This window comes from Streptomyces collinus Tu 365 (genome assembly GCF_000444875.1).
GTDB lineage: Bacteria > Actinomycetota > Actinomycetes > Streptomycetales > Streptomycetaceae > Streptomyces > Streptomyces collinus_A.
The window spans coordinates 3,999,801-4,021,115 of sequence record NC_021985.1; the positions used below are offsets into that span (position 1 = coordinate 3,999,801).

16 protein-coding genes are annotated in these 21,315 nt (G+C 74.2%); 8 read left to right on the forward strand and 8 right to left on the reverse strand.

What is annotated here, in order from left to right; all coding sequences use genetic code 11:
• Positions 1 to 456: 456 nt before the first annotated feature.
• Both B446_RS17305 and B446_RS17310 read left to right on the forward strand, forming a co-directional pair.
• A complete protein-coding gene (locus tag B446_RS17305; protein WP_020940745.1) occupies positions 457 to 4,017 on the forward strand; it encodes an ALF repeat-containing protein in 3,561 nt (1,186 codons plus the stop codon).
• The gene (locus B446_RS17310; protein ID WP_020940746.1) at positions 4,014 to 4,373 is read left to right on the forward strand and encodes a DUF6086 family protein; all 360 of its coding nucleotides are present in this window, start codon (positions 4,014 to 4,016) and stop codon (positions 4,371 to 4,373) included. The genes B446_RS17305 and B446_RS17310 overlap by 4 nt, the downstream gene beginning before the upstream one ends.
• Before the next feature lie 74 nt (positions 4,374 to 4,447).
• Here the strand turns inward: B446_RS17310 and B446_RS17315 are convergent, their stop codons facing one another.
• From B446_RS17315 to B446_RS17330, 4 genes are all read right to left on the reverse strand, one after another.
• Positions 4,448 to 5,230 carry a hypothetical protein gene (locus B446_RS17315; protein WP_020940747.1) on the reverse strand — a complete coding sequence of 261 codons (783 nt, stop codon included), beginning with the start codon at positions 5,228 to 5,230 and terminating at the stop codon, positions 4,448 to 4,450.
• A 216-nt stretch (positions 5,231 to 5,446) separates the two neighbouring features.
• Entirely contained in the window at positions 5,447 to 6,307 is an 861-nt protein-coding gene (locus B446_RS17320; RefSeq protein WP_043475842.1) for a hypothetical protein, read from the reverse strand.
• A gap of 183 nt (positions 6,308 to 6,490) precedes the next feature.
• Positions 6,491 to 9,658, reverse strand: coding sequence for a sacsin N-terminal ATP-binding-like domain-containing protein (locus tag B446_RS17325; protein WP_043475846.1), 3,168 nt, complete (start codon positions 9,656 to 9,658; stop codon positions 6,491 to 6,493).
• 540 nt (positions 9,659 to 10,198) lie between these two features.
• Positions 10,199 to 11,125 (reverse strand): DUF3027 domain-containing protein, encoded by a 927-nt coding sequence (locus B446_RS17330; protein WP_020940750.1) that lies wholly within the window; start codon positions 11,123 to 11,125, stop codon positions 10,199 to 10,201.
• Between the two features lie 380 nt (positions 11,126 to 11,505).
• Between B446_RS17330 and B446_RS17335 the strand changes: the two genes are divergently transcribed.
• The 4 genes from B446_RS17335 (at position 11,506) to B446_RS17350 (ending at position 15,005) form a co-directional block, all read left to right on the forward strand.
• Complete coding sequence (locus tag B446_RS17335; RefSeq protein ID WP_020940751.1) at positions 11,506 to 12,906, forward strand: MFS transporter; 1,401 nt, start codon at positions 11,506 to 11,508, stop codon at positions 12,904 to 12,906.
• 62 nt (positions 12,907 to 12,968) lie between these two features.
• A complete protein-coding gene (locus B446_RS17340; protein WP_043475849.1) occupies positions 12,969 to 13,442 on the forward strand; it encodes a hypothetical protein in 474 nt (157 codons plus the stop codon).
• Entirely contained in the window at positions 13,415 to 14,167 is a 753-nt protein-coding gene (locus B446_RS17345) for a futalosine hydrolase (RefSeq protein ID WP_193384469.1), read from the forward strand. The genes B446_RS17340 and B446_RS17345 overlap by 28 nt, the downstream gene beginning before the upstream one ends.
• A complete protein-coding gene (locus B446_RS17350) occupies positions 14,157 to 15,005 on the forward strand; it encodes a 1,4-dihydroxy-6-naphthoate synthase (RefSeq protein WP_020940754.1) in 849 nt (282 codons plus the stop codon). Before B446_RS17345 ends, B446_RS17350 begins: the two co-directional genes overlap by 11 nt.
• 31 nt (positions 15,006 to 15,036) lie before the next feature.
• On the opposite strand, the gene B446_RS40760 is transcribed toward B446_RS17350, so the two are convergent.
• Positions 15,037 to 15,420 carry a cold-shock protein gene (locus B446_RS40760; RefSeq protein ID WP_020940755.1) on the reverse strand — a complete coding sequence of 128 codons (384 nt, stop codon included), beginning with the start codon at positions 15,418 to 15,420 and terminating at the stop codon, positions 15,037 to 15,039.
• 184 nt (positions 15,421 to 15,604) lie between these two features.
• Between B446_RS40760 and B446_RS17360 the strand changes: the two genes are divergently transcribed.
• On the forward strand, positions 15,605 to 15,856 hold the full coding sequence (locus tag B446_RS17360; RefSeq protein ID WP_043475854.1) for a hypothetical protein: 252 nt from the start codon (positions 15,605 to 15,607) through the stop codon (positions 15,854 to 15,856).
• Here the strand turns inward: B446_RS17360 and B446_RS17365 are convergent.
• Positions 15,832 to 16,467: an HAD family hydrolase gene (locus B446_RS17365; protein ID WP_020940757.1), complete on the reverse strand. Its 636-nt coding sequence runs from the start codon at positions 16,465 to 16,467 to the stop codon at positions 15,832 to 15,834. The genes B446_RS17360 and B446_RS17365 overlap by 25 nt on opposite strands.
• Before the next feature lie 371 nt (positions 16,468 to 16,838).
• Positions 16,839 to 17,876 (reverse strand): hypothetical protein, encoded by a 1,038-nt coding sequence (locus tag B446_RS17370; protein ID WP_020940758.1) that lies wholly within the window; start codon positions 17,874 to 17,876, stop codon positions 16,839 to 16,841.
• Positions 17,877 to 18,046: 170 nt separating this feature from the next.
• Here B446_RS17370 and B446_RS17375 point away from each other — a divergent pair, with 170 nt between their 5' ends.
• Positions 18,047 to 20,584, forward strand: coding sequence for a helicase C-terminal domain-containing protein (locus B446_RS17375; protein WP_020940759.1), 2,538 nt, complete (start codon positions 18,047 to 18,049; stop codon positions 20,582 to 20,584).
• Between the two features lie 87 nt (positions 20,585 to 20,671).
• On the opposite strand, the gene B446_RS17380 is transcribed toward B446_RS17375, so the two are convergent.
• Positions 20,672 to 21,217 (reverse strand): hypothetical protein, encoded by a 546-nt coding sequence (locus tag B446_RS17380; protein WP_043475857.1) that lies wholly within the window; start codon positions 21,215 to 21,217, stop codon positions 20,672 to 20,674.
• Between the last annotated feature and the right edge of the window lie 98 nt (positions 21,218 to 21,315).

Sequence of the window (21,315 nt, forward strand, 5' to 3'; positions counted from 1 at the left end):
GTAATCCATGAAAGGCCCCCGAGGCCGATGCTTCACAGAGAGGAAGATGCGGCAATTAAAAGCCTTGAACAAGAGACACCGCTGGTCAGGCAGTGGTAAAGGCGGGACACAGAATAGTCAAAGACTTCCCATGCGTCAACGCCGTTTTTTCACATCTGACCCGCCCAACAGCCTTACTACGTAGCCCAGTTGATCACATAGGGAGTCAAACCGGGCGACTCATCCGGAGGGTCGGTGTGGCTGATTTCACGGCCGGAAACCGGATTCGATCGCAAAGAACACAGGCGTTACGCTGCCTTCTCCATTATTCGGCGACTCGCAATCGGGGGTGTCGTCGATGACCAAGACAGGTGTTCAGTGAATCGAAGAACTGACCAGCTCGATTACGCTGGAAGAACGGCGCGCCTGATACGCCGTACAGCACTGGGGCTACTGCCTCTCGCTCTCACCGCCGGCTTGCTGGGTGCGGCACCCGCGGCAGGCGCCCAGCCGTCCGGGACGAGCTTCCGGACGGCCGCGCAGTCCGAGACCACGGCCGAACAACGGGGCCGGATCGTCGACTACTGGGAGGAAGGCGGACCGGGCGTCAAGGCTGCCGCGGAGGCCGCCCTCACGGGCAGCGACGCCGACGTTCAGGCGTTCCTGGCCACGGTGGACGACCTCTCCTTCCAGGACGAGCGGGTCTCCGCAGCCCAGCTCGCCTCCGTCGGAGGCCCGGAACTGCTGACCGCCGCCCGCCAGGCGCTCGCCGGAACCCCGGAGCAACTGCACGACTTCCTGGACGACGGCTGGGAAGACCCGATGGAGCAGGACAACCGCGTCCGGGCCGCCCAGATCATCGACACCGCCGGCCCCAACGTGCAGAGCGCCGGCCGGGCCGCGCTGGCCGGTACCGCCGAAGACGTACGGACGTTCCTCGCCCAGGGCCAGTACACCCAGCAGGAAGAGGACGAGCGGGTCCAGCTCGTCCAGATCATCAGCGTGGGCGGCACCAACGTACGGGCCGCCGGCCGGATCGCCCTGGATGGAACCGCCGCCGACATCCACGAGTTCCTGGAGGTCGGCCAGTTCGTCGCCCGGGACAAGGACCAGGAACACGCCTCGGTCGCGGAACTCGCCGAGCAGGCGAAGGAGGCGGGGCGACAGGCCGCCAAGGAGACCGCGGCCGCCAAGACGGAGTCCGCCAAGGCGGTCAAGGCCGCCGACCTCGCCAAGGACGCCGCGCTGGAGGCCCAGGCCGAGGCGAAGGCCGCCAAGAACGACACCGATCGGGCCGGGCGTGCCGCCAAGCGGGCCGCCACGGCGGCGGCCCAGGCCGCGGCTTCCGCGCAGCGGGCGATCGACGCCGCCAACGCGGCGAACAACTCGGCACGTGTCGCGGCCAACGCGGCCGCACAGGCCGCCGCAGCGGCGGCGGGTGCCGCACAGGCCGCTTCCCGCGCCCGCAGCTCCGCCGCCGACGCCGCGGTGGACGCGAAGAAGGCGGACGCCGCGCGCAAGGCGGCCGAGGACGCCGACAAGGCCGCCAAGGGAGCCGATCTGGCCGCCGACGCCGCCGATCAGGCCGCCAAGGCCGCCGACGCGGCCGGTGACGCGGCCCACTCCGCGGCCAGCGCGGGAGCCAACGCCAATGCCGCCGCCGACGCGGCGACCGAAGCCGGCAACTACGCGGGCCAGTCGAGTGCCGAAGCGGCCGAGGCGCGCGCCGCCGCCGCGGCCGCACGGCGACACGCCGCGGAGGCCAACCGTGCCGCCGACGCCGCCGAGTCGCTCGCGCGCAAGGCGGGCAAGGCGGCCCGGGAAGCCCGTGACGCCGCGAAGTCAGCGGCCACGCACGCACGGAACGCCGCCAAGGCAGCCCGGGAATCGGCCGATCACGCCGGCGAGTCGGCGAAGGCCGCGACCCGGTCCACGGAACACGCCAACGCCGCGACCGAGGCCGCGAACGCGGCCACGGCCGCCGTGACCAAGGCTCAGGAGATCTACACCCTCGCCCGTCAGGTGGAGGCCGAGGAACTGCAGGGCCGCACCAACGCCGGCATCGAACGCGCCCGGGACGCCAAGGCGCAGGACGACGCTCGTACGACCGCACAGGCCACACTGGAGAAGGCCACGAAGGACCGGCAGGACGAACGGGATCGGCTGGTGACCGTGGCGGCCAAGCCCGACGCCGACCTCTCCGCCGTCGCCAAGCAGGGCCGGGCCCTGGCCGTACGCGTGATGAAGGAAGGCGGCACGCCTTGGGGACGCGCCGCTGCCGAAGCGGCCCTGGCCGGGACCGACGAGGTCGTCGTCGACTACCTGCGGAACGGATGGAGAACCGCCGAGCAGCAGGACCAGCGGTCCTACGTGGAGCGCCTCGCCGAGGAGAGTGAGGACAAGACGGTACGGGACGCGGCCGAGGCCGCTCTCGCCGGTGACGACGCTTCTGTCAGCGAGTTCGTGAACGACGGTCAGTACCGGGTGGGCAGCGAAAGCATGCGCGTCGCCATCGCCCAGGTGCTCGACGGGGCCGGTCCCGTGCTCACCGACACCGGCCGCAAGGCCCTCGCCACGGGTGACCCGAAGAAGTACAGCGAGTTCCTCATCACCACGCAGAACACCGCGCGGACGCAGGACGAACGGGTCCGGGCGGCTCAACTGATCGACAGCGGCAGCCCGGAGGTGAAGTCCGCCGCGCGGATCGCTCTGGAGGGCTCGCCGCAGACCCTGCACGCCTTCGTCGTCGCCGGCCAGTATCAGGCGCTGCGCAAGGACCAGCTGTCGGCCACCCATGTGGCCGAAGTGCAGAAGATGATCGCGGACGCGGGAAAGGTGGCCGCCACCGCACGGAAGAACGCGGCCACGGCCCAGCAGGTGGCCGCGCACGCCCGTAACGCGTCGGACGCGGCGAAGGAGTGGGAGAAGAAGGCAGGCGAGGCGGCGACCGACGCGAACAACTACGCCAAGAAAGCCGACCGGTACGCCAAGGAGGCGGAGGCGTCGGCGGACCAGGCGGCGTCATCGGCCAGGACGGCCCGTGACGCGGCACGCCGCGCCGATGCCGACGCGGCCGACGCGGCGAGGTCGGCGGCGGACGCCACGCTGTCATCGGAGACCGCCCAGACGGCAGCATCGAACGCCTCGTACTACGCCGACGAGGCGTGGAAGTCGGCGGTCGCGGCCAACAAGGACGCGGACGCCGCCCTCAAGGCGGCTGCCGACGCGTTCAAGGTCTCGCTGAAGAAGTACCGGGAGGAGGCGGAAGCGCGGCGCAAGGCCGCCGTCGAGGCGAAGGAGAAGGCGAAGAACGACCCGGGGGCTCGCGCCCGGGAGATGTACCGCTGCCAGCAGGGTTTCATCCCCTGCGACCCGCAGGGCTTCGCGCGCTGGTGCCAGCACCAGGAGACCTACTGCGACATCCTGGCGCACTCCAAGGAGTTCAGCGACGCCGCGGACATGCTCTGGAACGTCGAGAAGGAGCTGCTGGGCCTCGGTAAGTACGAGGAGTGCATGGCGAGGAAGGACTTCGACTCCTGCAGCGGTCTCGCCGTGGACGCCCTGCTCAGGAGCAAGTTCAAGTGGATGGAGCGGGTCTACGAGGAGCTGAAGCTGCTGAAGCGTGGCTGCAAGTTGGTCTCCAAGGCCTCCTTCGCCTCGTTCCGGCCCGCGGCACGGGCCGCCTCCTCCGGGAACAACCCCGTCAAGTGCCTCGAAGGCCTGAGGGACCACGATGTCTACGACCCCGTCAACGGGAACAGGATCACCGACATCGACCTCTTCGAGAACGGTGTGATGTGGGAGGAGAAGTCAGCGATCTACGCTGACGGCAAGTGGCTCGACGACAAGGTCGACAAGAAGCTCGCCGCCTACCTGAGGTGCCGTAAGTTGCTCCCCGGCTACGAGAACGCACCCATCGGATTCCGCTTCACGACGCCGGGCATGGACCCCCGCTTCCGAACGGCGCTGGAAGAACGCTTCAAGCAGCTCAGGGAGAAGTACCCGGACCTCGACCTCAGGCTGGAGATCGCAGATTGAGCTACCCCTTCGAACACGGCGACGAGACACTCTGGGACGCGGGATATCGCAGCGGTCGGCTGTACCACGCCCTCGCCGAGGGAGCGGCCGGGGTCCTCGACGTGCCGTCCGGGCTGACGCACACACCGCAGGGCTCGTGTGCGGTGGACCGCGAGGTGTTCCGGGTCTTCACCGGCCGGCTGTACGACCTGTACGCGTCCACTCGCAACGAGATGCTGCGGGAGCTGGGGCACAGCGTGCTCGTCACCTCGCTCGTCCTCCTGGACCGGGTGGGCGGGCAGGTCGCCGTGTCGCCGCGGGACGCGGCGGCCCTCGATGAGGCGAAGGCGGCGTACGCGCGGTCCATGGCGCGCTAGGAGCGCGTCCGTCACCTCGTGACCGGGGGCCGTCCGATCGGACGGCCCCCGGTTCCATGTCCGGTGGGACCGGACTACTGCACGTCGACGTAGTCGCCGGTGGCGCTCACGGAGGACGTCGTGGAGGTGCCCGCGAAGCTGTAGCGGTAGTAGCCGTCGGAGCCGGCCGTCACCGTGGTCTTCAGGGCGCCGGTGGAGGACGACGTGACGGTCTTCAGCGTCGTGTAGGTGGTGGTGCCCGCCTTGCGGAACTGGAGCTTGACCGACTGGCCGCCGAAGCCGGCGTACTTTCCGGTCTCCCAGTTGGCCCGGGTCAGGGTGCCGGTGACGGTGAGGGTCCTGCCCTTCTTGACCGGCTCGGGGGCCGCGTCCGCGGTGAGCTTGGCGAGGCGGCGGACCGGGAGGGTGCCGAGGTCGTTCTGCCAGGTCGGCGCCTGGGTCTTCTTGTCGACGGCGAGCCCGCCCGTCTTCCAGGTGCCGGCGTCCGAGTTGTACAGCTCGGACGCGGGGAGGGTGATCGTCGCCGTGCAGTTCGCGGTGGTGGAGTTCACCGTGGTGCAGGTGCCCGGGTCGTCGCTGATGACCTGCGTGTCGGCGTCCTTCGCCGAGGTGCCGCGGTAGAGCACCGGGCCGGTGTCGACTCCTGCGAGGGAGACGGTGGAGGGGTGCGTCACGGTGTAGGTCGCCTTGACCTTGGCCGTGGTGGTCGCGCCGAGGGAGAGGGCCTTGCCGCCGTTCACCTTCATCGCGGAGAAGGTGACGTTCGGTCCCGCGGTGGCCGCGTGCGCGGCCGGGACGGCGAGGGCGGACAGGGCGAGGGCGCCGGAGACGGCGGCCACGGTGGCACGTATGCGCATGTGCGGTTCCCCTGGAGGGCGAGATGATCAAGGAGTCGGTCGACTCACGTGATCAGATCCGCGAGACCTGGCTCCGGTTGTACGGCGTGAGCCGTTCCCGGCCATTCTTTGTCCGCCGATTGCCTGCTCGTGGCACAAGTGGGAGGAAACGTTCCGGCCCCGGAGGCGGCGTGCGCTTCCGGGGCCGGACGGTACTGCTGTCTACTTCGTGACCGCTTACTGCACGTCGACGAAGTCACCCGTGGCGTTGACCGCCGGGGTGGTCGAGGTGCCCGCGAAGGAGTAGCGGAAGTAGCCGTCTTCCTTGGCGGTGGTCGTCGTCTTCAGGTTGCCCGTGGAGTCCGACGTGATGGTCTTCAGCGTGGTGTAGGCGCTGGAGCCCTTCTTGCGGAACTGCAGCTTGACCGACTGCTTGGTGTAGCCGTGGTACTTGTGGTCCTCCCAGTTGGCGCGGGAGAGCTGGCCCGTGACCGTGATGGTCTTGCCCTTCTTCACCGGCTCGGGCGAGGCGTTGACCGTGAGCTTGGAGTAGCGCTGGACCTGCGTGGTGCCGAGCCCGAGCGTCTCGGCGCTGGCGCCGGTGCTGTACTGGAGGGCCAGGGCACCCGCCTTCCAGGTGCCGGCGTCCACGTTGAGCAGGTCGTTCTCGGCCGGGTAGACGTCGATGAGGCCCTTGCAGCTCGCGGTCGTCGCCGAGGTCGCGGTGCAGGCGGCCGGAGCCTGGCCGAGCAGCATGCCGCCCGTGGACTCCTTGTAGATGAACGGGCCGTTGTCGAAGTCGTCCGAGCCGAGGACGTAGCTGGAGTCGTAGGTCATCGTGTACGAGACCGAGGCGGTGACGTGGTTGGTCGTACCGACCTTGATCGCCGAGGCGATCTTGAGGTTAGAGAAGGTGACGCCCAGGTCCGCGGGCTCGGCGGCGGCCTTCAGGGCGCTCTTGCCGGCGGTGTGCGAGAGCACCTTCGCGGCGGCCGCCTTGTACGACGGCGCGGAGTCGGCCGCCTGCGCGGCCGGCACGACGAGGGCGGAGAGGGCCAGGGCGCCGGAGACGGCGGCCACGGTGGCACGAATGCGCATGCGTTCCCCTGTGTGAGGAGTGGGGCCGGCGGCCGCACCACGCGGGTGCGTCATCGTCGCCGGCCCCAACTGATCTTGGGAGCCTGCTGGCTCACATGATCGGATGCGCGACCCCTGCGAAAGGTTGTACGGATTTCGAAAATTGCACGATGAACCAGTGAAGTGGTGCGGTGAGGCGGTGCCTCAGTCGAACCACCGGTCGCGCGCCAGTTCCTCCGTGCGGGTCGGGTCCTCCAGGAGGGCCGCCACCTCGAAACGGCGGGGCCACTGGCCGGCCGCCCAGGCGAGGCCCGCGGCGACGCCCTCCAGGGTGGCCGCGTGCAGAACGCCGTCGTCGGTGAGGCGCCAGTCGATCTCGACGCCGTCGACGACCAGTTCCTCGTGCTCGACGTAGGTGGCGGGGGTGCGCGGGCCGAGCAGCACCCGCACCGGGTCCGGTACGTCGTGCTCGGCGCCCTCGGAGTGGATCTCACCGGTGACCGACTCGCTCAGCCGCCGCACCTGGAACAGCTCGGCCAGCTCGGCGGCGCGGGCCGGGCGGACCGGGAGCAGCGGGACGCCGGCGGTGAAGGGGAGCAGGTCCGGGGAGTCGACGACCACCGCGTCGGCCGCGTCCACGACCCGTACCTGCCCGTCGACCACGGCCCGCAGCTCGTCGGGCAGGGTCACCTGGTCCGGGTCCAGCTCCGCCAACGCGCCGTACAGCCCGTGCAGTTGGGCCGGGCCGACCCTGCGCTCGGGATCGGCGAGGCGGTCCAGCAGTTCGGCCGCGCCACCGGGCTCGTCGAGCAGCGCGGACACCGAGGTCCGCACGCCGAGCGCGCGCAGCACCTGCTCGTCGTCGAAGCCGGTGGCGTCGGCCTCGTCGTACAGGCCGCGCAGCAGCGGGTCGCCGCCCGCCGCGAGCAGCCCGGCGGGCCGGCGCCCGGCGAGGACCGGGTGCCCGCGCAGCCACCAGGCGGTGTACGGGCGGACGACCTCGTGGGTGCCGTCGGGCAGCAGGACGCGCACCGGCTGGGTGAGCGCGTCCCGCAGCGGCGGCCGGGCGAGCAGCGCGAGCGCCTCGGGCCAGTGGTCGTCGTCCACCAGGTCGAGGTCGCGCACGGCGACCAGTTCGGTGGCGACCGGCGGTACGGGGGTGTCCGGGAAGCGGTCGAGGATGTCCTCGCACCAGACGTCGACGGCGTCGAGCAGACCCGCGTCGTCAGGCTCGGCGAAGTCGCCCTCCCGGGGCTCCAGTTCGTCCGGGTCGAGGACGACGTCCGTGGCGCGGACGAGCGCGAAGTCCGCGAGCACGCCGCAGGCGGTCAGCGGCTGTTCGCCCCACCGGTCGGCCAGTTCGGCGTCCACGGCGGCCAGTTCGCCGGCGCGCAGCACCCGCGCGAAGGCACTGCCGGGCAGCACCAGCTCACCCGCCGGGGCGAGTTCGCCGTCCTCGTCGGGCAGCGCGAGGGCGCCGAGCCACGGCTCGTCACCGGGCTCCAGGGCCGCGTCGCGCACCAACGCCAACACGGTGTCGGCCAGTTCCTCCGCGTCGAGGGCGTCCTCCTCCCACAGCGCGCCACCCTCGTCGTCCAGCGACGCCGCCACGGCGGCCCGCACCTGCGGGGTGGTCAGCACCGCGCGCGGGGTCGCGGGCAGCGCGCCCAGCTTCTCCAGCAGCGGGTGCGCCGCGTCCTCGTGGGCGACCTTCAGCCCGAGCCGGCCGAGCACGTCGGGGTCGATCCGGGCGCCGTCCGCGGTGGGCAGCAGGATCTGCCGGGGTCCGACGGCCGTGCGTCCCGCCCCGGTGCCGAACTCCTCGGCGGCGGTGCCGGCCAGCGGCACGGGCAGTCCGGAGAGCCGGTCCGGGTCGATCCCGGCGAGGCTGTCGTACAGCCGCCACCACCAGCCGGGGGCCTTCTCGAGACCGGCCAGCCGGTCGACGGCGTCGGCGAGCGGGAGCCGGGCGACGCCGAGCACGCGCAGTTCCGCGCGCCGTTCGAGACCGGCGGGCAGCAGGGTGGGCAGCACCTCCGCGAGCACCCGTACGGTGTCCGCGCCCGCGCCCTCCACGACCTCGGCGTCCCGCGGGCGCAGCGCCTCGGGGAGGTCCTCGTCGTGCTCGTCGCCCTCGGCCTCGACCGCCGGCGGCAGGAAGGCGGTGCGCGGCAGCCGCTCCAGGATCGCCTGCCGCAGCGCGCCGTCCAGCTCGCCCTGGCCCAGCGGGCCGGGTACGAGGTCGATCGTTCCCTCGGTCACCGGACGCCAGGCGGCCAGCAGCTCGGCGTAGGCGTCCGCCGCCCGCTGCACCAGGAAGTCGGTGAGCGGGCCGGGGGCGGCGTGCCGGCGGGTGGTGTCCAGCGGGAACGACGCGATGAGCAGCGCGGGGACGCCGAGGGGCTCGTCGCTGGGGGTGGGGGCGTGCACGACGGGTGTGGTGCGCGGGCGGGCCGGGCGGCCGTCGGCGTCGGCGGGGACGGCCCAGGTCACCGACCAGTGCGGGCGCAGGCGTTCCTCCACCGGCCGGTCGGCGAGCAGGTCGGGGGTGAGCGGGCCGTGCGCGGCGGCGGTGCGCCAGCGGGTGGTGCCGTCGCGGGAGTCCTCCACGACGGTGACGGCGTCCTCGGTGCGGCGGCGCAGGGTGCGCGGGGCCTCGTCGTTGACTTCGACGACGACCTCGTCGAGCCCGGGCAGGGCGAGCAGCAGGGCGTCGTCGACGGCGTCGAGGAGGCGTTCGGCGAGGTCGGTGGCGGCGGCGTCGCGCAGCGGCAGGATGACGGCGGTGTCGTACGGCTCCGGGGCGGAGCCCTCGGCGGCGAACGGCAGCCGCAGCAGCGGGACATGGCCGTCGCGGCGCCGGATCTCGTCCCCGAGGCCGGGGCTGTGCCGGGCGGTGTCGGCGGCCAGGGCGCGGGCCTCGGCGAGGGACCAGCGGACCCCGCCGTGGCGGCCGATGATCGCGGGCTCGTCGGTGACGGAGAGGACGGCGGCGAAGCCGACGCCGAACCGGCCGACGGCGCCGTGGGTGTCCTGGGCGTCGCGCTTGGCGGAGGCGCGCAGGGTGGACAGGGACTCGACGCCGGTCGCGTCCAGGGGGGCGCCGGTGTTCGCGGCGACCAGGACGCCGTCGCGGAGGGTGAGCCGCAGCCGGCCGGGGGCGCCCGCGCGGGCGGCGGCGTCCGCGGCGTTCTGCGCCAGCTCGACCACGAGGCGGTCGCGGTAGCCGCCGAGGACCAGGTCCTCCTCGGCGTTGGCGTCCTCGCGGAACCGGGCGGGGCTGGTCGCCCAGGCGTCGAGGACCCCGCGGCGCAGGCGGGCGGTGCCGAAGGGGTCGGCGCCCTCGGCCGCGGGCCGCACGTACTTGCTCACGTTCACTCTCCTCGTCGACGTGAGGACGAAGGTACAGCGAGTGCGGCGGGGAGACCGAAGGGCGAGGTCAGGCGGGGTGTGGGGCGGGGGTGGTCCGGCGGGGCCGGGGAGTGACGGTCCTGCGGAACCGGGCGGGGTCACGGGGCGGCGGGGCCGGGCGGGGTCGGGCGGCCGACCCGTACGCCCCTCGGCCGGTCCGGCGTGGCCGAGCGGACTCGCCGGGTGCCCGTGGTCCCCAGTCGGCCAGGTGCTCCCGGCCGGACCCCCGGGGGCGGCCGACCCGCCCGGTCGGCCCGCTTCGTCCAGCCGCTCCGGCGTGGCCGACCCGTCCGGCGGAGCCGCCCCGCAGGGGCAGCCGACTCGCGTGGCCCGACGGTCCAGCCACCCGCGGAGGGCAGCCGACCCGCCCGGGCCAGCCGACGCGCGGTGGGCCACCGCCCCGTACGGTCCAGCCGGCCTCCGGCCCGCAGCCGCTCCGGAGGCGGACAGCCGCCCCGCAGGGGAAGGCCACCCCGGACCCGGCCGGCCGGCCGGCGGAGCCTACGAGTGGCCGAGTTCCGCCGTCTCGTCGTCTCCCGTCGCCGGGACCGAGCCCGAGTCGCGGGACGGGCGGAGCGGGAAGGGGTCCACCCGGGTCTCGTCGATCACCGGCGCCGGCGGCTGGGGCGGCTTGGGCATGACCGCCGCCTCCGAGTGGGCGCCGCAGCCGTAGCCGAGGGAGACCACGTGGCCGTCGGCCGGGGAGAACTCGTTGGCGCAGACGCCGAAGGCCTGGCCGAGGGAGCCGCCGATGGGAGTGAGGAAGCCGCAGGTCACGCAGGTGGCCGGGGCCGCCTGGGCCATCGGGGTCTTGGGACCGAACGCCTCCTCCCAGCGGTCGGCGGCGACGTGCAGGCCGTAGCGGGACAGCACACGGGCGCGGCGCAGGCCGAGTTCCTCGGCGAGCGCGGCGATCGTGCCGCGGGCCGGCGCGGTCTGCTGGACCGCCGGGGTGCCGGGGGTGACCTCGGCGTCCTCGGCCTCCGCGAGTTCCGCGATCTCCTCGGACAGGATCGAGTTCGGCGGCGGCTCCTCCTCGCCCGTGTAACCGGGCTCCAGGCGCAGGTCCTCCTGGTCGGTCGGGAGCAGGTCGCCGGGGCCGAGGTCACCGGGGCGCAGACGCTCGCTCCACGGGACCCATTCGGGGGCGAGGAGGGCGTCGGGGCCGGGGAGCAGGACGACCTCGTCCAGCGTCACGATCTTCGCGCGGGAGGCGCGGGCCACCGTCGCCGCCCAGCGCCAGCCGCGGTAGCCGGGCTCCTTGCACTCGAAGAAGTGCGTGACAACACGGTCGCCCTCCGACACCAGGCCGGCGTGCTCGCCGACCACTCCGGGTGCGGCGGCCTCCTCGGCGGCGGCCCGCGCGAGGTCGACGGCCTCGGCGCACAGGCGGTCGGGGGTGCGGCTTCGCGTTGTCGCTGCGCTCACAGGTATCGCTTCTCTCCTACGCCGTCTACACGAGTGCTGCTGCCTCCGGCGGTGAAGCGGACGGAGCGGACCTGTGGGCCGCATCGACGTCCGCGTCCGATCGCGCTCGGGCGCACCTCTGCCATCCATTCTGCGTTATGGCTGAGATACGCACGCTACCCCGTCGCCGGTGGTCGGGGACAGTCCGCCGCCGCGCGGCGATGTCCCGGGCCCGTCCACCGGTCGCGGACGGCCCGCCGACCCACCCGGATTCCGGCCCCCTCGGCCGGTACACGACGGTCCCCCGGACACCCGGCCGGGCGCGGGAGGGGCGGGGGACGAGCCGGGCGTTCGACTCGCTTGAATTCAAACCGCACTATCGGGCGGTGTCTCGGGGCACTATGAACGACGTGGCAGCCGCGGACAGGGGAGGCGTTCGGGGTGGCGGTTCGGGCCGGGTCGGCGGTGCCGTCCGCTCGGTCGGCCGTGCCCTGCACTTCCCGGTGACCGGCACCGCGCGCGGGATCCGCAGGGCCACGCACGCCCACGGGGCGGGTGAGTCCGGTCTGGGCAAGCTGATCGAGCTGCACGCGGTGAACGGCGCCGGGGACGTCATGATCACCGTGGCCCTGGCGTCCACGGTGTTCTTCTCCGTGCCCACCGACGAGGCCCGCGGGCGCGTCGCGCTCTACCTGGCCATCACCATGGCCCCGTTCACCGTCCTCGCCCCCGTCATCGGTCCGCTGCTCGACCGGCTGCCGCACGGCCGCCGCGCGGCGATGGCCGGGGCGATGCTGGCGCGTGCGCTGCTCGCGCTGATCATCTCGGGGGCGGTGGCGAGCGGGAGCCTGGAGCTGTATCCGGCCGCGCTCGGGGTGCTGGTGGCCTCCAAGGCGTACGGGGTGGTGCGCAGCGCGGTCGTGCCGCGGCTGCTGCCGCCGGGGTTCTCGCTGGTCAAGGCCAACTCGCGGGTGACGCTCGCCGGGCTGCTGGCCACCGGCGTGGCCGCGCCGATCGGGGCGGGGCTGCACGCCGTCGGGGACCCGTGGCCGCTGTACGGCGCCTTCGTGATCTTCGTGGCGGGAACGTTCCTGTCGTTCTCCCTGCCGCGCAAGGTGGACTCGGCCAAGGGTGAGGACTTCGCGCTGCTCGCCGCCGACGAGGAACACCTGCACGGCCCACGACAGAAACAGGCCAAACGCCCCGGTCTGCGGACGGTCGGGCCGGCCGTCACGCACGCCCTGGGCGCCAACGCCGCCCTGCGCTGCCTGTCCGGCTTCCTGATCTTCTTCCTCGCCTTCCTGCTGCGCGAGCACCCGCTGGCCGGCGAGAGCGCGGCGGTCTCGCTCGGGATCGTCGGGGTCGCGGCGGGCACGGGCAACGCGCTCGGCACGGCCGTCGGCGCCTGGCTGAAGTCGAAGGCACCCGAGGTCATCATCGTGACCGTCGTCGCCGTGGCGCTCGGCACCGCGGTCGTGGCCGCCCTGTTCTTCGGGCCCTTCCTGGTGGCCGCTCTGGCCGCGGTCGCCGGGTTCGCGCAGGCGCTGGCCAAGCTGTCCCTGGACGCGCTGATCCAGCGGGACGTGCCGGAACTGGTGCGGACCTCGGCGTTCGCCCGGTCGGAGACACTGCTCCAGATGGCCTGGGTGTTCGGCGGCGCGATCGGCATCGTGATGCCGCTCAACGGCACGCTCGGCCTGGTCGTCGCCGCCGCGATCGTGGCCGTCGGCTGGCTGACCACGCTGCGCGGCCTGCTCGCCTCGGCCCGGCACGGCGGCCGGACACGGGCGCGAGTGGCGTAACGAACCGGGCACGCCGTACCCCACATGGGCAGACGGCTGCGGGGGCCCGATAGCCTTCGGCCATGACCACGCTGCAATCCGTTGTGCGACGCCGCCGCGCCGTCGCCGCCGCCGGCGCCGTTTCCGCCGGACTGCTAGTCCTGTCGGGCTGCGAGAAGCCGACGCCCGTCGCGACCGTCACCGTGGGCCGAAGCTCGGTCAGCTCCGAGGCGGTCTGCTACAACGACGGCAAGGCGCTGGACGCCGCGTCGCTCACGAAGTGCGCCAAGAACGCCGGCGACATCGAGTCCATCAAGGTGGACCAGGACGAGACCGTGCGCTTCGGGGTCGACCCGAAGATCGCGGACAGCGGCTGGACGATCCTGGTGAACGGCCGCCAGTTCACCGAGGCCAGCAAGAAGACGTACCGCACCATCCCGGGCAGCGCGTTCTTCAACTCCCAGTACGGCACCCAGGGCGACACCAACACCGTCTCGATCCAGATGGGCACCAACCCGGCCAAGGGTCTGTGGTCCTTCAAGCTGAAGAAGGCCTGATCACGCCTTCCGTACGCGTCCTCGTAGCCACCGCGGTCCCGGCCGAACGGGACGCGGTGGCAGGGGCGTTCCCCGGCCCTGGAGCCGGGGAGAGCGCACTGCCCGGAACGGTCCGCGTGGTGCACGCGGCCACCGGGTTCGACCTGCTGGCCGCCGGTGTGGGACCGGCTCTCGCCGCCGCCTCCACCGCCACGGCGCTCACCGCCGCGGCCCTGGCCGGCCGCCCCTACGGCCTGGTCGTCTCGGCCGGGATCGGCGGCGGCTTCCAGCCCGCCGCGCCGCTCGGCTCACTCGTCGTCGCCGACGCGATCACCGCGGCCGACCTGGGCGCCGAGACGGCCGACGGCTTCCTGCCGGTCACCGAACTCGGCTTCGGCACCGTCACCCACCGGCCGCCGAAATCACTCGTACGAGTCGCGTGCGGGGCCACCGGCGCACGCGCCGGCACCGTCCTGACCGTCTCCACCGTCACCGGGACCGCCGCCCGCGCCGCCGAGCTGCGCGACCGGCACCCCGGCGCCCTCGCCGAGGGCATGGAGGGGTTCGGGGTCGCCGAGGCCGCCGCCGCGCACGGGGTGCCCGTCCTGGAGGTCCGCGCGGTCTCCAACCCGGTGGGCCCCCGCGACCGCGCCGCCTGGCGCATCGGCGACGCGCTCACCGCCCTCACCGAGGCGTTCGGGAAGCTCGCGCCCGCACTGGAGAGTTGGAACCCGCATGACCACTGAACCCCTGCAGATCGCCTACTCCCCCTGCCCGAACGACACGTTCGTCTTCGACGCCCTCGCCCACGGCCGGATCCCCGGCGCGCCCGCGCTCGACGTCACCTTCGCCGACATCGACATCACCAACGGCATGGCCGAGCGCGGGGAGTTCGACGTACTGAAGGTGTCGTACGCCGTGCTGCCGTACGTCCTGGACGACTACGCGCTGCTGCCGTGCGGCGGCGCGCTGGGCCGGGGCTGCGGGCCGCTGGTGCTGACCCGGGAGGACGGCGCCGAGCTGACGGGCCGTACGGTCGCGGTGCCCAGCGAGCGGTCGACCGCGTACCTGCTGTTCCGGCTGTGGGCGGCGGACACGCTCCCCGGCGGGGTCGGCGAGATCGTGGTCATGCCGTTCGACGAGATCATGCCGGCCGTGCGCGACGGCAAGGTGGACGCCGGGCTCGTCATCCACGAGGCCCGCTTCACCTACCAGAACTACGGGCTGCACAAGCTCGCCGACATGGGCGAGCACTGGGAGCGCACCACCGGGCTGCCGATCCCGCTGGGCGCGATCATCGCCAGGCGCTCGCTCGGCGCCCCGGCGCTCGGCCGGATCGCCGACGCCGTCAAGGCGTCCGTACGGGCCGCCTGGGACGACCCCGAGGTCTCCCGGCCGTACGTGATGGAGCACGCCCAGGAGATGGACCCGGCCGTCGCGGACCAGCACATCGGGCTGTACGTCAACGAGTTCACCGCCGACCTCGGCGAGGACGGCTACGCGGCGATCCGCGGGCTGCTCACCCGCGCGGCGGCCGAGGGACTGGTGCCGCCCCTCGGCCCGGACGCGCTCGCCTTCCCCTGAGGGTCACCGCTCCCCCGGGGCCGGCCGAGGGTCACACGTCGAGCTGGTCGGCGACCGCGCGCAGCAGGCCGGCGATCTGCTTGCCGGAGGTCTTCTCCGGGTAGCGGCCCCGCTCGAGTCCCGGGGTGATGTTCTCCAGGAGAGTCGTCAGGTCCTGCACGATGGAGGCCAGCTCGTCGGGCTTCTTGCGCTGGGCCGCCGCGACGGACGGGGTGGGATCGAGCACGGTCACGGAGAGTGCCTGGTCACCGCGCTGGCCGGCGACCACGCCGAACTCCACGCGCTGGCCCGGCTTGAGCGCGTCGACTCCGGCGGGGAGGACCGAGGAATGCACGAAGACGTCACCGCCGTCGTCGCGGGAGAGGAAGCCGAAGCCCTTCTCGCTGTTGAACCATTTGACCTTGCCGGTAGGCACGTCTGTCCTCGTCCTCGTCCTCGTCGGGAAAATGCTTCGTAATCGGCTCTCGACAGCCCCGGGGCGGATCGATCGTGACCCGCCGACACCATGCGCTACCGAGCGCTACCAAGGCTAATGGTCTTCGGGCGGGTGACAAGACGTCCCCCGGTTGTTCTCTCGGGCTGGGAACTACCCTGGTCCGGTGCGTGACAAAACCCAAACGAATTCCACCGGGCCCGGTGACCGGCTGATCCGCGCCGGTGCCGTCGTGTTCTTCCTCGGGGCCCTGGCCACGATGGTCACCATGGCACCGCTGTTCTTCGGCGCGAAGCCTTTCCCGACCTACATGTTCGGATTGAGCATGCTCATGGCCGTCGGATTCCTCGTCGCCGCCGCGGGCGTGCTGCGTTCGGTCGCCGCCGGCCGGCGTCAGGCGCGGGGCGCCGCCCGGTGACCGGCCAGCCAGCGCGGGAAGGCGGACAGGTCGTCGAGCACGACGTCCGCCCCGGCCGCCCGTAGCTCACCGCCGTCGCACGGCCCGGTGGCCACGGCGACCGACAGCGCGCCCGCCGCGCGGGCACCGCGCACGTCACCGACGTGGTCGCCGACGTACACGCTCGCGCCGTACGCGCGCAGGGCCTCCGCCTTCTGCTCGGCCCACAGGTCGCCCACCACCACGTCGGGCGAGATGCCCAGGTGGGCGAGGTGCAGCTTGGCGTTCGGCTCGTACTTGGCGGTGACCACCATGGTCCGCCCGCCGGCCGCCCGCACCGCCTCGACGGCCTCCCGCGCCCCCGCCATGGCGGGCGTCGCGGCGATCGCGAACGACGGGTACATCTCCCGGTACAGGTCGGCCACGGCGGCGACCTCCCCGGCCGGGAACCAGTTCACCAGCTCCTCGGCGAGCGGCGGCCCGAGCCGGGTCACCGCCAGGTCCGCGTCGATGTACGTCCCGGTCCGCTCCGCCAGCGCCACGTAGCAGGCGCGGATGCCCGGCCGGGAGTCGATGAGCGTCATGTCGAGGTCGAAGCCGACGGTGAGGGCGGGGAGCGTCATGCGGGCCATTGTGCCGGGCCCTCCCGACGGCACGGCCCGCGCCCCTGGGTGCCAGGGTCCGCGCTGGGAGCGCCGGATCGCGCCCCTGCGCGTCAGTGCCCGCCCCGGGAACGCCGGACCGCACCCCTGGGCGTCACGGCCCGGCCCCCACCCAGAACGCCAGATCCCGCCCCCGGGGCATCAGGGGCCGCGCCCAGAACGGCAGACCACGGCCCCGGGGCATCAGGGCCGCACCGTGAACGCCGAACGGCGCCCCCGGGCACCATGGCCCCACCCAAAACGCCAGACCACGCCCCCGGGGCATCACGGCCCCCACCCGGAACCACACCCCCGGAGCATCAAGGGCCGCGCGCCCAGAGCGCCGAACCGCGCCCCGGGCATCACGGCCGGCGCTGGGAGCGCCAGACCAGGAACAGGGCCGAGGCCAGCGCCGCGCCGCGTACCACCCAGGGCCAGGTCTCGGCCAGGGCGTCGTTCATGTGGCCGTGCGCGATGGGTTCGCCCCAGCGGCCGTTGTCGCGGCCCCAGAGCCAGACCAGGCCGGCCGCGAGCGCCAGGGAGGGCACGCCCAGCACGGCCCACTTGGTCTCCGCCGGGGTCAGCCGCCGGGAGCCGTAGGCGATCAGCCAGCCGAGGAGCAGCGCGAACCAGTTGCCGAGCGCGGCGCCCGCGACCAGCGCGGCCGCGGCGAGCAGCAGCAGCGGGTTGGTCCAGCCGGCGGCGGGGCGCGGCAGCAGCCGGCGCGCAGGGGCGGCGGGGACGGCGGGGACGGCGCGCCCGAACAGCCGGCGGCGGGTGGTGGCCGGATCCGCCGCGGGTTCCTCGGCCACCGCCTCCGCCGCCTCCTGCGGCCGCGCCTGGGCGCCCGGTTCCTTCCCGGTCTCCTTCGGGGGGCGTCTGAGCAGGTCGGGGATCTCCACCCCGCCCGTGAACCCGGGCACCTCGTCACCGGCCGGCGACCCGAACGGACTGCCCTGCACCCGCCACCAGTCGGGCTCGGCCGCGCTGTCCCCGAGTTCGTGCGCGGCGGCCAGGTGCGGCGGGGCCGCGGCGTCCTGCCGGGCGGGCTGCTCCGGCTCGGCGGGACGCGGCCGCGGCACGACCCGGCGCAGCCCCTTGGGGCGCGGTGCCGGTTCGGGGGCCTCGGGCTGGACGGGCACGGCGGCGGCCGGCGGCTGGGGCGTGCCCCCCGTGCCGCCCGCGGCCTCGACCACCTGGTCGGGGGTGCCGAGCCGGTCCAGGATGCGGCGGACCGCGGCGGGGCTGTCCACCGCCGTCCTGGCCCGGTGCCGGTCGATCTCGTTGCGCAGCTCCGACACCAGCCGCATGCGCGTGGCCGACGGCAGCTGCCGCTGCTGGGCGACGTCCCCGACGCGGCTCAGATACTCGTAGACGACCTGGTCGCTCTCGATCCCCACGGAAAACCCCTCCGGGGCAGCGGTGGTGAAACCCCGTCGGACGAAGGTACCGCGTACGGCCCCCGAGGGCGGCCCGGGTGGGCCCGGGGCCCGCCGCCGGGCCCGCCCGTGGCGGCGAGGCCGCCCGCAACACCCCTACGACCGGCCGCCCTGCGAGTACCGTGGGCAGGATGAGCAGCGCCCACACGACCCCGTCGGCCCCCCGCTCCCTCGCGGAAGCGCTCCGCGCGCGGGACGACGCCTCGCTGGCCGCGCTCCTGCGCAGCCGACCCGATCTCATCACGCCCGTCCCCACCGACCTCACCCAGCTCGCCACCCGCGCCGGCACCCGTGCCTCGGTGCTGCGCGCGCTGGAGCGGCTCGACCGGTTCGCGCTGCAGACCGCGGAGGCGCTCGCGGTGGCCCCGGACCCGGCGTCGTACGGGACACTGCTCGGACTGATGGCGGGGGACGCCGGAGCGGCGGGCGTGGCCGCCGCGCTGCCCCGGGCCCTCGCCACCCTGCGCGAACAGGCCCTGGTATGGGGGGACGACGAGCGGCTGCGCCTGGTGCGCACCGCCCGGGAACTGCTCGCGCCGACCCCGCAGCACCCCTCCCCGACCGGTCTCGGCCCGACCGTGCAGGAGGCCACCTCGGGCATGTCGCCGGGGCGGATCCAGGAGATCGTCACCACCGCCGGGCTCACCACGACCCACGACTCGGTCTCCGCCGTGGCCGCGCTCACCGCCCTGTTCACGCACCGGGGGAAGATGGCCGCGCTGCTCGCCGACGCCCCGGAGGCCGCCCTGGAGGTGCTGTCCCGGCTGGTGTGGGGGCCGCCGTACGGGCAGGTCACCCCCGAGCCGGCCGCCCATCTGCGCTGGCTGCTGGACCGCGGTCTGCTGCTGCCCACCGCGCCGGGCACGGTCGTGCTGCCCCGCGAGGTCGCCCTGCACCTGCGCGAGGGCCGCGCCCACCGCGAGCCCGAGCCGCTGCCCCCCGCCGTGGAACCGGCCGCGGTGCACGGCCCCCAGGTGGTGGACGCCACCGCCGCCGGGCAGGCCTACACCGCCCTGGCCACCGTCGAGGAACTGCTGAAGGACTGGGACGAGGGCGGCCCGGCCGTGCTGCGAGCCGGCGGGCTCAGCGTGCGCGACCTGAAGCGGACGGCCGTCGCCCTCGACGTGTCCGAGCCGGTGGCCGCCTTCTGGGTCGAGCTGGCGTACGCGGCGGGCCTGCTCGCCTCCGACGGCGAGGCCGACGAGCGGTTCGCGGCCACCCCCGGCTACGACGAGTGGCTCGAGCAACCCGCCGCCGAACGCTGGGCCCGGCTGGCCGAGGTCTGGCTGACGGCCACCCGGACGCCGGGGCTGGTCGGCGGGCGGGACGCCAAGGACCGCACGCTGTCCGCGCTGGGCCCGGGCCTCGACCGGTCGGCGGCGTCCGAGGTACGGCACCGGGTACTGACCCTGCTGGCCGGGCTGCCGCACGGCGCCGCGCCCGGCACCGAGTCGGTGCTGGCCCGGCTGCGCTGGGAACGCCCGCTGCGCGGCCCGCGCACCGACGACGACCTGCGCTCCCGGCTGGCCCGCTGGACCCTGGAGGAGGCCGAGCTGCTCGGCGTCACCGGGCGGGGTGCGCTCTCGGCCCACGGGCGGGCGCTGCTGGGGATGCCCGCCGCCCCCGCGGCCGCCGCCCCCGAGGAGTCCTCCGGTCCCGGCGACAAGCTGCCCGTCCACCATCACCACGTGCCCCCGGCCGCCGAACCCCTCCCCGGCCCCGAACGGGCCGCCGCAGCGGCGGCCGCGGCCCGGCTGCTCGCGCCGCTGCTGCCCGAACCGCTGGACCACGTGCTGCTCCAGGCCGACCTGACGGCGGTGGCCCCCGGCCCGCTCCGGCGTCCGCTCGCCGACGTGCTCGGGGTCCTCGCGGACGTCGAGTCCAAGGGCGGCGCGACCGTCTACCGGTTCACGCCGGCCTCCGTGCGGCGCGCCCTGGACGCCGGCCGCACCGCCGCCGACGTGCACGCCTTCCTCGCCGCGCACTCCCGCACGCCGGTCCCGCAGCCGCTGGCGTACCTGGTCGACGACGTGGCGCGCAGACACGGGCACCTGCGGGTGGGCGCCGCCTCGGCGTACGTGCGCTGCGACGACGACGCCCTGCTCAACGAGATCCTCGCCGACCGGCGGGCGGCCGCGCTGGGGCTGCGCCGGCTGGCCCCGACCGTCCTGGCCACCCGGTCGGACCCGGCCGCGCTCCTGGAGGGCCTGCGCGCGATGGGCTACGCGCCCGCCGCCGAGTCCGCCGAGGGCGATGTGCTCATCGCCCGGGCCCACTCCCACCGCACCCCGCCGCGGACCGCGCCCGAACCGGTGCCGGACGGCCCGCCGGCGCCCGACGCCACCCTGCTGGGGGCCGCGATCCGCGCGATCCGGGCCGGTGACCTGGCCGCGACCGCGCCGCGCAAGCCCTCGGGCGACCGGCCGGCCGGCGGCGAGCTGCCCCGCACCTCCTCCGCCGAGACCCTGGCCACCATGCAGGCCGCCGTCCTGACCGGCGAGTCGGTGTGGATCGGCTACGTCAACGCGGAGGGCAGCGCCAGCCAGCGCGTCATCGCCCCGATCCGGGTCGAGGGCGGCTTCGTGACGGCGTACGACCACACGGCCGACGAGGTGCGGACGTACCCCCTGCACCGGGTCACGGGGGTCGCCGAGCTGGCCGAGGACTAGGGCCTGCCCAGCGGGCCCGCACCAGCGGGCCGGGGACGGCCGAGGACCGGTGGGACGACCGGGCCGACCGGCCGGGACGGCCCCGGGTCAGCAGTCGGCGACCGGGGCGTCCGGGGGCAGGTGGAAGTGGGCGCGGGCGGCCTTCTCCAGAACGTCGGACGGCACCACGTCGCCGGGGCCGGGCTCGGACAGGGGGCCGAAGTGGCTCGCCACCCAGGCCCCGCCGCCCTCGCCGTCGGGCGCCTCCTCCCGCGACACCACCCGGAAACCGCCGGGCGCGGCCGCGTCCCGCTCGAGGCGCACCACCTGCGGAACCTCGTCTCCGCTGCACTCCACCAGGGTTCCGCGGCGCACCCCGTACTCCGCGCACCGCGTGGTCACCCCGGCCCGTACGACGCCGTCCCGCTCGTCGAGGTCCCGCGGCTCGGCCCCGCAGAACCACCGCGCGCGCAGCGCGGGCACCGTCTCCCCGTACCCGCTGCCCCGCTCGTCGGCCACCAGCCGGGCCTCGATCACCGGCCGCACCTCGTCCCACAGGTGCCGGTCCAACCGCCCCGGCCCCGCGGCCCACAGCCCGGTCAGCACCAGCACCACCGAGGCTCCCCCACCGGTCAGCCACCTGCTCGTGGACATCGCCGCGCCCCCTCTCCCGGTCGACGGGCCGCGCCCCGGCGCCGCCCCCGCAGGCAAGACTCGCGGCCGGGGCCCATGGTTGCGGCGGCCCCGGCCCG

Bases quoted from the DNA above. Each gene is read 5' to 3' on its own strand.
- B446_RS17315 (WP_020940747.1), bottom strand. From the start codon at position 5,230: ATGCGCATACGTGCCACCGTGGCCGCCGTCTCCGGCGCCCTCGCCCTG.
- B446_RS17320 (WP_043475842.1), bottom strand. From the start codon at position 6,307: ATGCGCATTCGTGCCACCGTGGCCGCCGTCTCCGGCGCCCTGGCCCTC.
- B446_RS17335 (WP_020940751.1), top strand. From the start codon at position 11,506: ATGAACGACGTGGCAGCCGCGGACAGGGGAGGCGTTCGGGGTGGCGGT.
- B446_RS17340 (WP_043475849.1), top strand. From the start codon at position 12,969: ATGACCACGCTGCAATCCGTTGTGCGACGCCGCCGCGCCGTCGCCGCC.
- B446_RS17350 (WP_020940754.1), top strand. From the start codon at position 14,157: ATGACCACTGAACCCCTGCAGATCGCCTACTCCCCCTGCCCGAACGAC.
- B446_RS17365 (WP_020940757.1), bottom strand. From the start codon at position 16,467: ATGGCCCGCATGACGCTCCCCGCCCTCACCGTCGGCTTCGACCTCGAC.
- B446_RS17375 (WP_020940759.1), top strand. From the start codon at position 18,047: ATGAGCAGCGCCCACACGACCCCGTCGGCCCCCCGCTCCCTCGCGGAA.
- B446_RS17380 (WP_043475857.1), bottom strand. From the start codon at position 21,217: ATGTCCACGAGCAGGTGGCTGACCGGTGGGGGAGCCTCGGTGGTGCTG.